The sequence below is a fragment of the Pseudidiomarina andamanensis genome (assembly GCF_009734345.1).
Classification (GTDB): domain Bacteria; phylum Pseudomonadota; class Gammaproteobacteria; order Enterobacterales; family Alteromonadaceae; genus Pseudidiomarina; species Pseudidiomarina andamanensis.
Genome location: NZ_CP032551.1, coordinates 319,073 through 332,670, shown reverse-complemented (window position 1 = coordinate 332,670; position 13,598 = coordinate 319,073). Strand labels below are relative to the sequence as shown.

General features: G+C 45.5%; 17 protein-coding genes and 1 other RNA gene. 3 read left to right on the top strand and 15 right to left on the bottom strand.

The annotated features are described in order from the left end of the window. Nucleotides 1-7: 7 nt before the first annotated feature. The 11 genes from D3795_RS01505 to D3795_RS01460 all read right to left on the bottom strand — a co-directional run bounded on the left by D3795_RS01505 (nt 8) and on the right by D3795_RS01460 (nt 7,655). Nucleotides 8-403 (bottom strand): response regulator, encoded by a 396-nt coding sequence (locus tag D3795_RS01505; RefSeq protein ID WP_156265840.1) that lies wholly within the window; start codon nt 401-403, stop codon nt 8-10. Nucleotides 404-427: 24 nt separating this feature from the next. After that, complete coding sequence (locus D3795_RS11510; protein WP_310942368.1) at nt 428-553, bottom strand: hypothetical protein; 126 nt, start codon at nt 551-553, stop codon at nt 428-430. A gap of 18 nt (nt 554-571) precedes the next feature. Beyond that, nucleotides 572-1,360, bottom strand: coding sequence for an HvfC family RiPP maturation protein (locus D3795_RS01500; protein ID WP_156265839.1), 789 nt, complete (start codon nt 1,358-1,360; stop codon nt 572-574). Beyond that, the gene (locus D3795_RS01495) at nt 1,357-2,169 is read right to left on the bottom strand and encodes an HvfB family MNIO-type RiPP peptide maturase (RefSeq protein WP_445936688.1); all 813 of its coding nucleotides are present in this window, start codon (nt 2,167-2,169) and stop codon (nt 1,357-1,359) included. The genes D3795_RS01500 and D3795_RS01495 overlap by 4 nt, the downstream gene beginning before the upstream one ends. Next, the gene (locus tag D3795_RS01490; RefSeq protein ID WP_156265837.1) at nt 2,157-2,501 is read right to left on the bottom strand and encodes an HvfA family oxazolone/thioamide-modified RiPP metallophore; all 345 of its coding nucleotides are present in this window, start codon (nt 2,499-2,501) and stop codon (nt 2,157-2,159) included. The genes D3795_RS01495 and D3795_RS01490 overlap by 13 nt, the downstream gene beginning before the upstream one ends. A gap of 146 nt (nt 2,502-2,647) precedes the next feature. Beyond that, nucleotides 2,648-3,955: a hypothetical protein gene (locus D3795_RS11475; protein ID WP_310942366.1), complete on the bottom strand. Its 1,308-nt coding sequence runs from the start codon at nt 3,953-3,955 to the stop codon at nt 2,648-2,650. 3 nt (nt 3,956-3,958) lie between these two features. Continuing rightward, nucleotides 3,959-4,570, bottom strand: a complete 612-nt coding sequence (locus D3795_RS01480; protein WP_092855552.1) for an energy transducer TonB — start codon at nt 4,568-4,570, stop codon at nt 3,959-3,961. A gap of 1 nt (nt 4,571) precedes the next feature. Further along, entirely contained in the window at nt 4,572-4,973 is a 402-nt protein-coding gene (locus D3795_RS01475) for an ExbD/TolR family protein (RefSeq protein ID WP_092855554.1), read from the bottom strand. Between the two features lie 12 nt (nt 4,974-4,985). Further along, nucleotides 4,986-5,510: a MotA/TolQ/ExbB proton channel family protein gene (locus D3795_RS01470; RefSeq protein WP_156265836.1), complete on the bottom strand. Its 525-nt coding sequence runs from the start codon at nt 5,508-5,510 to the stop codon at nt 4,986-4,988. A 4-nt stretch (nt 5,511-5,514) separates the two neighbouring features. Continuing rightward, nucleotides 5,515-6,876, bottom strand: a complete 1,362-nt coding sequence (locus tag D3795_RS01465; protein ID WP_156265835.1) for a MotA/TolQ/ExbB proton channel family protein — start codon at nt 6,874-6,876, stop codon at nt 5,515-5,517. Continuing rightward, nucleotides 6,873-7,655 (bottom strand): DUF3450 domain-containing protein, encoded by a 783-nt coding sequence (locus D3795_RS01460; protein ID WP_156265834.1) that lies wholly within the window; start codon nt 7,653-7,655, stop codon nt 6,873-6,875. Before D3795_RS01460 ends, D3795_RS01465 begins: the two co-directional genes overlap by 4 nt. 370 nt (nt 7,656-8,025) lie before the next feature. Between D3795_RS01460 and priC the strand changes: the two genes are divergently transcribed. After that, the gene (gene priC / locus D3795_RS01455; protein WP_156265833.1) at nt 8,026-8,328 is read left to right on the top strand and encodes a primosomal replication protein PriC; all 303 of its coding nucleotides are present in this window, start codon (nt 8,026-8,028) and stop codon (nt 8,326-8,328) included. A 1-nt stretch (nt 8,329) separates the two neighbouring features. On the opposite strand, the gene D3795_RS01450 is transcribed toward priC, so the two are convergent. From D3795_RS01450 to D3795_RS01435, 4 genes are all read right to left on the bottom strand, one after another. Then, nucleotides 8,330-9,424, bottom strand: a complete 1,095-nt coding sequence (locus D3795_RS01450; protein WP_156265832.1) for a tryptophan 2,3-dioxygenase family protein — start codon at nt 9,422-9,424, stop codon at nt 8,330-8,332. Nucleotides 9,425-9,633: 209 nt separating this feature from the next. After that, nucleotides 9,634-9,731, bottom strand: an RNA gene (gene ffs, locus D3795_RS01445) — signal recognition particle sRNA small type. Nucleotides 9,732-9,820: 89 nt separating this feature from the next. Next, nucleotides 9,821-10,567 (bottom strand): enoyl-CoA hydratase-related protein, encoded by a 747-nt coding sequence (locus D3795_RS01440; protein WP_156265831.1) that lies wholly within the window; start codon nt 10,565-10,567, stop codon nt 9,821-9,823. After that, nucleotides 10,560-11,651, bottom strand: coding sequence for a ketoacyl-ACP synthase III (locus D3795_RS01435; RefSeq protein ID WP_156265830.1), 1,092 nt, complete (start codon nt 11,649-11,651; stop codon nt 10,560-10,562). Before D3795_RS01435 ends, D3795_RS01440 begins: the two co-directional genes overlap by 8 nt. Before the next feature lie 244 nt (nt 11,652-11,895). Here D3795_RS01435 and D3795_RS01430 point away from each other — a divergent pair, with 244 nt between their 5' ends. Beyond that, nucleotides 11,896-13,011 (top strand): methyltransferase, encoded by a 1,116-nt coding sequence (locus D3795_RS01430; RefSeq protein WP_156265829.1) that lies wholly within the window; start codon nt 11,896-11,898, stop codon nt 13,009-13,011. Between the two features lie 2 nt (nt 13,012-13,013). Further along, the gene (locus D3795_RS01425; RefSeq protein ID WP_156265828.1) at nt 13,014-13,598 is read left to right on the top strand and encodes a peptidylprolyl isomerase; all 585 of its coding nucleotides are present in this window, start codon (nt 13,014-13,016) and stop codon (nt 13,596-13,598) included.

The window sequence follows — 13,598 nt, the reverse complement described above, 5'->3', positions numbered from 1 at the left end:
GAATATCTCAGGCAGTTGTTTGTTGCGGATTACCTGTTGTCGCAGCAAGATCATTGAGTAATCCCAAAAGACGTTGCGCTTCTACAGGTTTTGGCAAGCACAAATTCGCACCAGCTTTATCTGCTAGTGGTTGAACTTGCGCAGCATCTTGTGTGGTCATCAAAATAATTGGCGTTTGTTGGTAATGTTCCGACTGACGCAGATTTTTAATCAGCGCCAAGCCGTCCATCAATGGCATCTTGTGATCCACCAACACCACATCGAAATACTGACTTTTAGAACGATTTAAGCCGTCGAGGCCATCATTGGCACAGCTAACCGTAAACGGGCTTTGCTCAATAATTTGCAGCAATTGCTCCCGCGTCGCTGGTTTATCCTCAACCAGCAATAATTGAAGTGACATAATATGCCTATTTAAGTTAACAGCTTATGCTGAAAAGAACTTATACCAACCTAAAATTGCTGGTAATACTGGTACTGCAACAAATACGATTACTGCAAGCCAGCCCATTTTTACGCCCGATTCATCACGGAAGTTTTCATCATGTGCCATAAAATACAACCTCACTGACTAAAATTTGCGGTGCGGATCATACTTTAATTGTGGCTCGGGAACAACAAAGCTCTTTGGTATAGTTTCTGGCACCGTCGCGAGCAAACCTTGATGCAATTGTTCTGGCGAAAATTGTGGTAACTGACCGGCTAGATGTTCAGCAATTGCCAGCAGTGTAAGATGAGGACGCTGAATCAAATAATCGACAAGCATCATGGTAACAGCATTAAGTTGCAGAAATTTGACCGCGGACGTGAAATTATCATTGCCGATGTCATCAACGCGATATACCGCCAAATAACATGGCTGCTCAAGCGGTTCACTCGGAATGATGTCAGGTTGAATGGTGTGCACGGGATAATCAAATGCATGCCACTGCAGTGATGGGTTTACTTGCCAAACAACTTGCTCTAGTTCGGTATCAAGCGGCGGTAAAATACAAGGCAAGTCAAAATGATAGACATCAACTTCCATACGTTCGTAAACAGCGAGTTGATAACTCCATTCAGGTAACCATGGCGCTTCAAACGTCGCTAAAAATTCAACAAATTCAGCTCCAATCGCCGAAAATAGCGGTGACTTTGATTGATGCGTTGCCACAAAGGCGCGCAGCATTTCACGTTCCTGCTCTGTAGTCAGAGTGCTGAACAACACCGGAAAGCCTCTTGTGATAAAACTTTCTATGTTGTTACGAACCAACCGCTGATACACCTTTAAACGTCGCCCTTCGACATTTGGCCGTTCAGCGCTATCCGGTTGACGCAACCACTGCGACCATTGTTGTTGAATACGCTGAAAATTACTCATGCAACCTCAGGCTGTTGCGTTACATTTTTGACTGCCTGCATTTCTTTCAATAGCTCGGCTAAAGGTGGAATATTGAAGTCACGTTCTAACAACACCGGAAATGGGCCATGATGCTCATAACTTAATGCCAGTAACTCTAATACTTCGGGGCGCACTGGTGCACCATGCGTATCAATGAGCAGGTCAGGTTCTTCTTCAAAGTGTCCGGCAATATGCCCATAACTGATGCGCTCAGTTGGTAATCCCTTGATAAATTGAATTGGGTCGTACTGATGGTTGACGCTATTCACAAACACATTATTCACATCAAGTAACAGTTCACAATTGGCTTGTTCTAACACGCGATTAATGAACTCAAGTTCATTAAGTTCCGTTGCGGCCGGCGCATAGTACGAAACATTTTCTAATATCAAAGGACGCTCTAATAGCTCTTGAACGCGCTTCACACGCTGTGCAACATAATCGGCAGCTTCTTCACTGAAAGGGATAGGCAGTAAATCATACAAATGACCGCCTGCCGAGCAATAGCTTAAATGTTCGCTATAACGGTCGATATTGAAGCGTTCGAGAAATGCTTTAATCTTTAATATAAAAGATTCGTCTAACGGATCGGGGCTGCCAATAGACAGCGAGAGACCATGGCAAAACAACGGGTAATGCTCGCGCAGGCGATCAAGCTGATAGGTTGCTTCATAGCCACGCTCGAGCCAATTTTCTGGTGCGATTTCCCAAAAATCGACGACGGGATTCTGTTGCAAAACGTCCGCTAAGAACTCCCGTCGTAATCCTAAACCAACTATGCGCCGCACTTCCCTTCGCCACATTTGCCTTCGCCACATTTACCTTCTTTGGCTTTCTCGCTCATGCGTTCTTTAGCTTTCTCGTCCATTTTTTCCATGGCTTTGTCGCCACCACATTTGCCTTCACCGCACTTGCCTTCGCCACATTTGCCTTCTTTGGCTTTCTTGGCATCTTTGTTTCCGCCGCAACGCATTTCTTGCTTCTGTTGCTGTTGCTGCTCTTGCTGATAGCCACCAGGTAACTCAGTAAAACCAAATGGATTCGCAGAAGCTGTTACACCCGCTGCACTTACTAATAATGCACCCACTGCTACTGAAACTGATTTTTTCATCGCTTTCATGGAGAATTCCTCTTATGTTGTTCTCGATCAATAGACTAGCATTTTTTAATTCGACATGTCTTCTATAACAATAGTTCAAGAGAAACAAAAAAACCCCGCTAAAAAGCGGGGTTTTACTCAATATTTAACAATGCTCTGTAATCAGATTACAGTGAAACGCCGCGATTAGAAGCTTTTTGGCGAATATACTGTTCCCAACTTGCCGCATTGCGACGCTGGTCACGATGTTTCTTCGCTTCTTGTACATATTTCAATGCTTCACGGAAATTGTTTTCATAGAAATAAGCTTCCGTTAAAGACATATATACACGACCTGGCTCTTCAATACCTTGGTCTAAAGCTTTCATATAAGCGTCAGCTGCTTTCATGTACTGTTCTGCGCGAAGGTAAGCGTTACCTTGACGACGGAAGAACTCGGCCTTGTCAGCTTGAGTCTCTTGGAGATTCGCTGATAAACCGTACATTTCTGCTGCTTTAGCATATTCACGAGCTTGCTCGAAGCTACTTGCCGCACTTTGGTAGTTACGAGCAGTTTTCTCAATATCGCCAGCATTTAAATGCTTAACCATAAGAGTGGCTGCTTTGTATGGAATTTGCGAGTTAGCAAACAGTTGGATCATCGCCTTAATCTGGCTTTCTTTGTCCAAATAACCTGCAAGATACGCAATTTCTAACGTTTGTAACGCTTTGTCGATATTCTCAGTCAGCATATAAAGCATGCCTAACTGACTCCACCATACTTTCTCAGTAGGTAGTTTATTCAAACCGACTTCAAGTACTTTAATTGCTTCTTTGTACTGCTCAGTCTCGTAGTAAGCTGCAACTTTTAACACATATGGGTTTTTGTTGACTTCACCTTCAGCTTCATAAGCTTGAATTGCTAAATCTGCTGGGCGAACAATTTTGTCAAATTGCTTCAACTCATAAAAAGCATTCGCAATTCGCAAAAACACATCTGGATCAGCTTCACCAGTAAACTGTAACCACTTACCGTAGTAGGTTAGTGCAGTACGGTATTCTTCAAGCTGCAATGCTAGGTCTGCAGTTAACTTCAACACCAATGCTTGGTCGCCATGACCTAGAACATCAGCATCAGCTGCACGTTTGACCAAATCAAATGCTTTACGCTCTTGACCGTCCGCTGCATAGAGATTACCGAGAAAACGATTCACATAAGCGGTATCAAATTCACTACTTGGGTCAATTTCCACCAAAATAGCGATAGCACCTTTAGTGTCTTCTTCTTCGGTATATAAGTCCAATGCAGTCATCAAACGACGGCCAACACGCTCGCTAACCGTCTGATTGCGGCGGCTTTGCTTGGCAGCTTCGACTTGTTCAGCCGATGGCAAGTTGTAATTGATTTCTTGTGAGGCGGCAGGCGCTGGTGCGGCTGCCATCACAGTACACAATACACTCGCACTAATTAATGTTGTGAGTTTTTTGTGCATCATCTATTACTCCATATCCAACGTAAAGTCGAGCTGGACCGTCTGACCTGGCTGGCGTACAGCTTTACCGTCAACAACCTTCGGCTTGTACTTCCAACGCAATAATGCGCGACGAGCTTCTTGGTCAAACACACGACGTGGCTCTGAGTCGATAACTTCAACGTCAGTTACACCGCCGGTTTCGTCGATTGTAAAGCGCAATTGCACCCAACCTTGAATACCGTCACGTGCCGCTGCAGGCGGATAGCGTGGGTTGATACGAACGATAGGTGTTGCTTCACCGTCGCGAACCATCAAACCGCCAGCGTTCAAGCCTGTATCGGTACCACCAACATCTACCTCAAAACCTAAGTCGAGATTCATACCATCTGAGTCTGAAGTATCAGGCTCGTTTGGCGGAGTCTCAGGCGGTTGCTGAGGCGGAGGCGGAGGTGGTGGTGGCGTACGGCGACGCTGATCCACATCCGAATCCGGTGGCGTTGTTACAAGTTCGATCGGTGCAGTCGGTGGTGGACCTTCGTTACGTCCCTCACCGCCGCTAATCAAAAAAGCCATGAAAGCGAACAGAAGGAACGTAGCTGCAGCACCTAATAGTATTGATACTATAAAGCGCACCATATTAATCGTCCTCTGCGGCTATGGATATCTTGTCAATACCCGCTTCCTTAATTTGATCCATGACTTTTACGACAACACCATGCTTGGCTTCTTTGTCCGCCTGAATCACTACGATATCAGTTGGCTGTTCTGCCAATAGACGTTCGATGTTCGCGCCTACACGCTCTACATCAACCATACGCTTGTCCATCCAAACTTCGCCATTCGCACGAATTGCGATAAAGATGTTGGCAGAAGGTTTCTTCTCCGCCTGACTCGCTTCTGGCTTGTTCACGTCAATACCAGCTTCTTTAACGAAAGAGGTGGTTACGATGAAGAAGATCAACATGATGAATACGATGTCGAGCATCGGCGTCATATCGATCGCTGCATCTTCCTCTTCACGAAAACGTTTACGTGCCATAATTCTTCTCTCTTAATGATGTGGCAAACTGTCGATCAATCTTTCTTTCGCTCGACGCACCCGTGCTTCTAAGCGAGAGGCGAAGAACATACCTGACAATGCTGCAACCATGCCCGCCATTGTCGGGATTGTTGCCATCGAAATACCCGACGCCATCAAGCGTGGGTTACCGGTACCTTGTACAGCCATGATTTCAAATACTGCAATCATACCCGTTACGGTACCTAGTAGTCCGATTAACGGACAAATCGCTACGCAGGTTTTGATCAACAAAATACGCGCATTTAGTTTTTCGTCGGCTTCAGAAATCCATGCATCACGGATTTTGTGAGCGTACCATGAGGTGGTATCTTTCCGGGCATCCCAGTCGCTGATGATTTGTTTCTTCAGCTTAGGGAATACGCCGGTCAGGAACCAATAACGCTCAATCATGAGAACCCACATGAGAAAGAGCGCCCCCATGACGACGTACAAGACGTCGCCACCGGTACCCAGAAAATCCCTGATAGATTCCCAGAGCTCCACCAGGTAGACCATAGGATTACTCCTTCTTCTCCGCGTGCGCGGCGACGATACCTGCAGCCTGTTCATCTAATACATGAACAATAGACTTGGCGCGTGATGCCACAATCGCGTGTACAAGAATCAATGGCAACGCAGCAATCAGACCCAATGCGGTAGTAACCAACGCCATTGAGATGTCGCCTGCCATGATTTTCGGATCACCAGTACCAAACAAGGTAATTGATTGGAAGGTACCGATCATACCAACAACTGTACCTAAGAGACCTAACAATGGCGCGATAGCCGCCAAAATCTTGATGATGTTAACGCCGCTGTCGATGCGTGGCGTTTCACGCAAGATAGCTTCATCAAGTTTCAACTCAAGGTTCTCAGTGTCAGCAGTTTTGTTCTCTTGATACACTTTCAAGATACGGCCAAGTGCGTTTTTGTCAGATGGGTTCGCAGTATTTTTCAACTGAGCGCGCATCTTCGCACCTTCAATACCTAAAGTGATGAACTTGTAGATAGCAATCAAGAAACCAACAATAAGAGCTACAGTGATTACATAACCAACTGTGCCACCTTGATGATAGCGCTCTTCAAGTGTTGCCTTCTGAGTTGCAAGGTTCAAAATTTGACCACGAGCTGGGTCAATGTATAAACCTTCGTAACCAGTTTCAGTTTCTTCAAACGCTTCAACAGTTGCCAATACATAATCTTCTGGCTGACGACCCAATGGCTGAATTTCTTCAGCAGCGTCGTTGTAGTTGAAGTACTCGCCTTGAGAAATCAAGTTGAACACACCGATACGAGTTACGTCACGGTTCTCAGTTGAACCATCAAGTAATGTCACATCGCTGTTGAAAGTAACAACTTTGCCTGACTCTTTCATTTCGGTTAACCATGCTAACCAAAGCTCTTCAAGCTCAGCAATCGTCGGAACTTCTTTTGCTTCAGCGATAGTTTCCAATACGTCTTCACGACCTGGATACTGTGCGCTTACGATTGAAGTCGCGATACGACCGATAGTTTCAGAAGCTGCACCACGCGCAACACCAACGATTTCACCCAAAGTACCAAGAGCGTTTTGCAACTCTTGTTCTTTGTTTGCAAGTGCGATTTCGTTTTCAGCGAACTCCGCTTGCAAACGCTCACCGCGAGCTTTTTCGTTTGCTAGCTGACGCTTCGCATCGTTTAACAATGCTTGTTTGTCAGCGCGCTCTGATGTGAACTCAGCTTCGCGCTGCGCGTTGATACGCTGAGACGCTGCACGGTTTTCTTTCACTAGTTCAAGTAATTGGTCTAGTGATTTCGCTTCATCTTGCGCGTAAGCAGAGCTCGCGCCAGCTGATAATGAGAATGCTGCTGCGACCAGCAAAGATTTCACTAGTTTGTTCATTCTGCACGCTCCGCTGCATAGATAGGCAGTTTAATCAGATCAGGGGCGGTTTGCTTCCGCGCCATACGAATTGCTTTGGTCAAAGCGCCCAGGTAAGCATCATCAAGAGCTTCCCATGCGCCCGTATCTTTGTTGTAAATCCAACCGTTTTTCAGGTCCAAAGATTGAGCCATTAAAGCAGCACGTCCTAAGTGGAAGAAGTCAACAGAGATTTCTTCGCCTTCGAACTGTAACTTGCCTTCGTATGCGATAAGACCAGCACCGTAATCCATTTCAGCTTGATAAGCTTCAGTAATCTGACGGAACTGTTCTGAGGTCGTTACGTTTGAAGCACTCATGATTTCGCGTAAACGCTCAACACGAGCCATACGACGCTCTTTGTGAATTGGAAGATCCAGCTCCACAAACTGCTCCAAAGCGTCGATCATGTTGTACATTAAAGGAACCACGCCTTGCTTGGTTGCTTCAATGCCGTCGATCTGGCGCTGTAGAGAAGCCAGTGATGCATTCTGATCATCAACGAGACGCTGAACGTGATCATTGTAGACTTTTAAGTTTTCGTATTCGTCTACAACGGCACGGTACTCATATAACAACTCTTGGCTCTGCTCGAACAAAGAATCGATTTTTTGCTGAGACCGTTTGTCAGCAGTATGTGTTTTTGCTTCTTCGTTTTGCAACGTAGAAATGTCTTGGGCAGCTGCGCTAGCGCTACCTGCAATTGCGAACATCCCGATAAGGGCTGCAGCAACTTTGCTTTTATTGATTACTTTGGTCATAGTTCCCAACCAATTTGACTTAACTTTAAGCTCAACGACCTAATGTCGCCAGCCTCCCAGTTATTTGAGTGACGAAAAGAGTTTAATCAACACTTGCAGCTATTACCGATAGAAAGCCTACGGTAATAATGCATCAATACTCCCACGATCGACGCGGCGATGTCAACAACGGATATCAGCTAAAATTCACACTAAATATAGATAAAACCTCGTTTACAGCATCTTAACACTTCTGCATAAAACGTAATTTAAACTGCATAATTACCCGTAAAATTATGACACAAAAATCTTTATTTTGTACTTCATTAATTTACGTTAGACTCAAGCATCAATCAGTTAGATACTTTAACTTTAGGAATAATGCTTCTGCATGTCTAGTCAAACCGTTATTAGCGATCAACTACGCCTGCGCTTAGAAACAGAAATTAATGCTTTAGAGAGGCGTATTTCGCAATTGAACATTAGTGAGGAGAGTTTTTCCGATTGGTTTGATGCGCAACTGTTTAGTCAAGATGCTAATGAGCCTCAAGCTTATATAAAGGAAGTACGGCAAAACCTGAGTAGCCTCCTAAATGCAACAACCACCAGCCGTAGCCAGTGGTTGTCAGAACGCCTAGCACATCAGCTCAGTGCGCTACACCAAGCGCTGCGCTGGATGGAGCAACGCCGCTAACTTACTTATCATGTCGAAAGTAGAAACCGAGCGCTTGCCGAACCGCCAGTGGAAGTTCTGGTAACGCACTTTTAGGCAGTAAGTAAGTGGCCATCGCGAAGAAGTCTTTGAACACTCTATTTTGTTCTGTGGTACGACGCAAATAATCATGGCCCGACGAACCACCCGTTCCAATTTTCGTACCAAGCATTCGTTGCACCATCATTGCATGTTTATATCGCCAAATTGTTAGCTTCTCATCCATTTCAGCCAACGACGTAATGACTTGATGGGCAAGATGAAATGCTGGTTCCTCGCGATACTGTGTAATAAACAGTGCACTGAGCATCGCTCTTTGCGATAGTCGGACGCGGTTATCTTCCTGTAACGATTTATAACGTTCGTTATCAAATAGCGCCAAAAAATTGTCCCGATTTAATTGTAAACTCGCTAATTCTGTCTCCAATTGAGAGTCATCAGCGGCATTCTGCCGAATAATTTCTTCATCTCTATCTAATGAATTTTGCACAGCTTGCTGATAAACATCCCAGAAACTAAAGTCGTCAAATTGCAAAAACGGCATACGAGCTAGCCACTGATCGACGCAATCAAACAAGCTCGGTTGCGTTTCCAGCTCTTCTAAATAAGCGCGATGGTCATCGTTAAGGCGGTTATAAAACGATTGCTGATCAAACGCAATACGCGTATCACGGGTCAATCCCAGCATTATCTCGAGCTCTTTGAATTGAATACTTTGAAAACCCGAGGCTGGAACAAGGTAATCTCGAAACTCCAAAAACTCCTGTGGCGTCATCGTTTCAATGACTCCTACTTGGTCGTTCATCAAATCTTGAATGGTTAGTACACGACGCAAGCGATGCGCAACCAATTGCAGCGCGCGATCATCAAGCTGCTCCGCACGAAACTCTTTATAAATAGCGCGCAGTTCATGCAGAACTTGCTTAAACCAAAGCTCATACACCTGATGGACAATTATAAATAGCATCTCATCATGGGCTTCTGGCCCATACATTTTGCTGTGTGGTTCTTGAGAATCTAGGAGTTTATCAAGTTGCAAGTAGTCGCCGTAATAAACCGGCTTTACATTCTTCGGCATGGGGAAATCTCGTTGTTCGTTAATCGTTATTCGTTATTCGAGTAACGCCTTTGCTTTAGTGTGTCTGTTTTTTCCAATAACGACAAGCAAAGCGATCGAATAACGAGTAACGCTTTTCACGAAAAGCGCAGCGAACGAACAAAGAACGAAGTGAACGGACGAACAGCGAAGCGCACGAATTACGCTTTTGGAAGATGATTGGGTGGCGACCTCACCAGCCAGCACCCCGGCACCCACATCCCTGACTACGGCTGCTCCCTTCCGGGCCTGACCGGGTTCGCCAGTTCGTGTTGCGGGGGGACCAATGAGGTCACCATAACGGCGGGCATTATCCCTCAAAGCCAGTGCACTCGCAAGGCAAGTACAGCTGACTGCTGAGAAATTAAGCACTTTTGACTATTTCTTTTTATTTAGGCGGTCTTTTATGGCTTGGCGAGCAGCTTCAGAACTCAACGCACGCGCAAATATCTTCGCTTCGCGTTCAATTCTATCTGCAACCGGTTCAGCCGGTTGTTTAATCAATTTCTTCGCGGCACGTAAGCCACCATGTGGTTTGCTTGCCAAAGCTAAAGCAACTTGCTCCAGCGTATCTTGCAGCTCGTCTGGTGCCACGACTTTGTTTACTAACCCATAGCTTAGTGCCGCATGTGCATCAAAGTTATCGCCTAGCAGCAATAACTCGGATGCTTTCAAGTGACCACATTGTTGTGGAAGCAATAAACTTGAAGCTGCTTCAGGAACTAAACCTAAATTGATAAATGGCAGCGCAAATACGGCGTCGTTGCTGGCATAGACTAAATCACAATGCAGCAATATGGTTGTCCCAATGCCGATTGCCAGACCATTGACACCTGCGACTAACGGTACACTGAGTCGACTTAAGGTATAGAGAAACTCAAAAGGCGGCGCGCTATCGTCTAACTCTTCGATAGCTAAAAAGTCGTTCAAATCATTACCCGCGGTAAAGCTGTCACCTTCGCCGGTTAATACAACAGCCGCTATTTTACTATCACGGTCAGCAGCCTGGAGAGCTGAACTTAATGCGGTATACATGTCTTGCGTCAACGCATTCTTTTTCTCTGGGCGTGCTAAAGTTAACCATAAAACGTTATGACGAACTTCTTCTTTCACCAAATTACTCATTGCCGCGTTTTTCCCAAGCTGCTTTGGTACCTTCATACAGTGGCAAAATGAGGTCAAGCGCCGTTTTACCCTGACTTGGCAAGGTTTCATTGTTGTCACGGATAGGTGTTACGCGTTGGCCCCATTTAATGATGCCAGCACCACAAGTTAAGCCACCGCCAAATACCGCCGACACAATCGTGTCACCAGGTTTCACAATCCCCTGCTCTACCGCTTCACAAAACGCAATAGGTAATGTTGCAGATGACGTGTTGCCGTATTTTTGAATGTTAATGACCGTCTTCTCTTCCGGCACCTTACACATTTTCGCAAGATAATCGATCAAGCGTTTATTCGCTTGGTGTGGAATTAACGAATCGATGTCATCAGTTGTTAGGCCGGTTTCTGCAAAAACTTTTTCAACAGCGGTGTTCATACCTTTTACCGCGCGCTTGAAAATCTCTTGGCCAACGAAGTTAAACGGCATAATGCCGTCGAAACCAAAGCGGTCAAAGCTCATGCCAAACTCGAGCGCAAGGACATCACGCGCATCAGCATCACAAGTAACGTGCGAAGCTAACAACCCGCTTTCGACATCACTTGCTTCTAGGATCATTGCGCCAGCGCCATCACCAAACAGCACAGCACTCTCACGTTTAGTCCAATCTAGAATTCGCGTCAGGCGCTCAGCGCCGATAATCAAAACTTTTTTATGGGCGCCAGTGCGAATCGCTTGAGTCGCATAATGCATGCCATATAAAAAGCTGCTACATGCTGCGTTTAAGTCGAACGCGGCAGCGGTTTTGTTACCTAAATCACGTTGTACTGCAGAAGCGACGTTTGGAATAATTTCATCCGGCGTACAAGTACCCACTAGAATCAAATCAAGTTCTTCGGCATCTAGGCCTGCAGCTGCCAGCGCATTTCGCGCCGCCACGGTCGCCATTTTTGAAGTACCAACAGCACTGACGCGACGCTCCTCGATACCCGTACGGGTACGGATCCATTCATCGGAGGTATCTAAAAAAGTAGCCAAGTCATCATTGGTCATCACAGCTGGTGGTAAACATTTTCCCCAACCGGTAATTTCTGCGTATTTTTTCACGAGTTAAAACCTATATAGTCATCTGTCGTTTTTCGCTATCATAGCACGAATGTTACCGAGTGAAATGTCCGACCATTGATAACCGCGTTATTCGTTACTCGTTATTAGTTATTCGTGGGTTAGGCTCGCTCGATAGTACGAATTTAGATTTACACACTTTTCGATGCGTATGTTTTGGTTACTCGTTTTCATCCTTAATTAACGAACAACGAATAACGAATAACGATTAACGAATTAAGAGCTTATGACTTTACTAACAAGTGCCGCTGGCACATGGCAGCTTCAACGCTATCCCGTCCGCTCCCACGACACACTACAAGCCTGGGAAGCGGCGGATGAATTACTGCACGAACTGATTATTGAACGTGACGATCAGCGTCCATTATTGATAAATGATCAATGGGGTGCATTGTTAATGCCATTTGCTGGGCTTGATGTGGCCAGTCAAAGTGACTCGTATGTGAGCCATTGTGGATGGCGGCATAACCTTCAACTCAATCAGCTGCCGGATACGTTAACTGCACTTGCGCCACTTGACCCGTTGCCGGACGATCGTGATGTGGTGTATTTAAAAATTCCGAAGAGTCTAAGTTTACTCGAATTTCAATTAGCAAAACTAGCCGCTGAGTTGCCGGCCGGGACACCGATTTTTGCGGCGGCGAAGAGTAAGCTGATTACCCCAGCTGTACGCGAGCTATTCTCACATTATTGTGATCATCTCAACGTTTCACTTATCCGTAGAAAGTGTCGAACCATTCAAACTGTGACTCGTTCAGTTGCGCTTGATCAAGGGCGTTTCATGAGCTCATGGGATGTGCCTGAATTCAATCTTACTTTGCACCATCATGCGGGTGTATTCGCGCGCAATCAACTCGATATCGGCGCACGCTTTATGCTTGATAATATGCCGCCAGTTGGGGCGGAAAAAGTGATTGATTTAGGCTGCGGGAATGGTGTGTTGGGGTTGCAGTATGCGCGATTGTCGCCTACTAGCCACGTCACTTTTGTGGATGAATCCTATTTAGCGATTGCGTCAACGCACCGCAATATCGTCAGCAACTTGCCTGAATCGCTTTTGCCACTTTATGAGTTTGAAGTTGACGACTGTTTGTCGCATCAAGCCACAGATAGCGCCGATTTAATTCTCTGTAACCCACCGTTTCATCAAGAACATGCCGTTACCGAGCATATTGCGCGACAAATGTTCAAAGATAGTCGGCGAGTTTTACGTAAAAATGGCGAGTTGTGGGTAGTGGCGAACCGTCATCTACCGTATTATCAACCGCTAAAACGCTTATTTAAGTCGGTGCACCAAGTTGCACAGAATAGTAAATTCGTTATTTTTAAAGCACGAGGATGATTATGCGTTATCTGCTTCTAACCGTCGTCATGTTCTTGAGCAGTATGAGTTCTGCCGCCCAAGTTCAACCTGACAATTTATTCCCGAAGGTAAAATTCATTACCACTGAAGGGGATATAGTGGTCGAACTCGATCGCGCTAAAGCCCCTATTACCGTCGAAAATTTCCTAATGTACGTGCAGGCTGGAAGTTATAACAACACCATTTTCCACCGCATTATTCCGGGATTCGTTGTGCAAGGTGGCGGCTATGATAAAAACTTCGAAGCGAAAACCATGTTTGACCCAATATTCAATGAATCCGGAAATGGTAAGCTCAATAATTACGGTACGATTGCGATGGCGCGAACATCCGATCCGCATTCAGCGACTCGTCAGTTCTATTTCAATATGAATGATAACGAAACCTTAAATCCATCAACCAAAGGTTGGGGATACGCGGTATTCGGATGGGTGGTTTCTGGTGAAGAAGTTCTCGAAAAACTCGCTAGCGTAGAAACTGAGTTTTACCACGAACAAACCGGCTGGCCGAACGTTCCGAAGCAACCTCCGGTATTGAAAAAAATTGAAGTAGTACCAGTCCAGTGA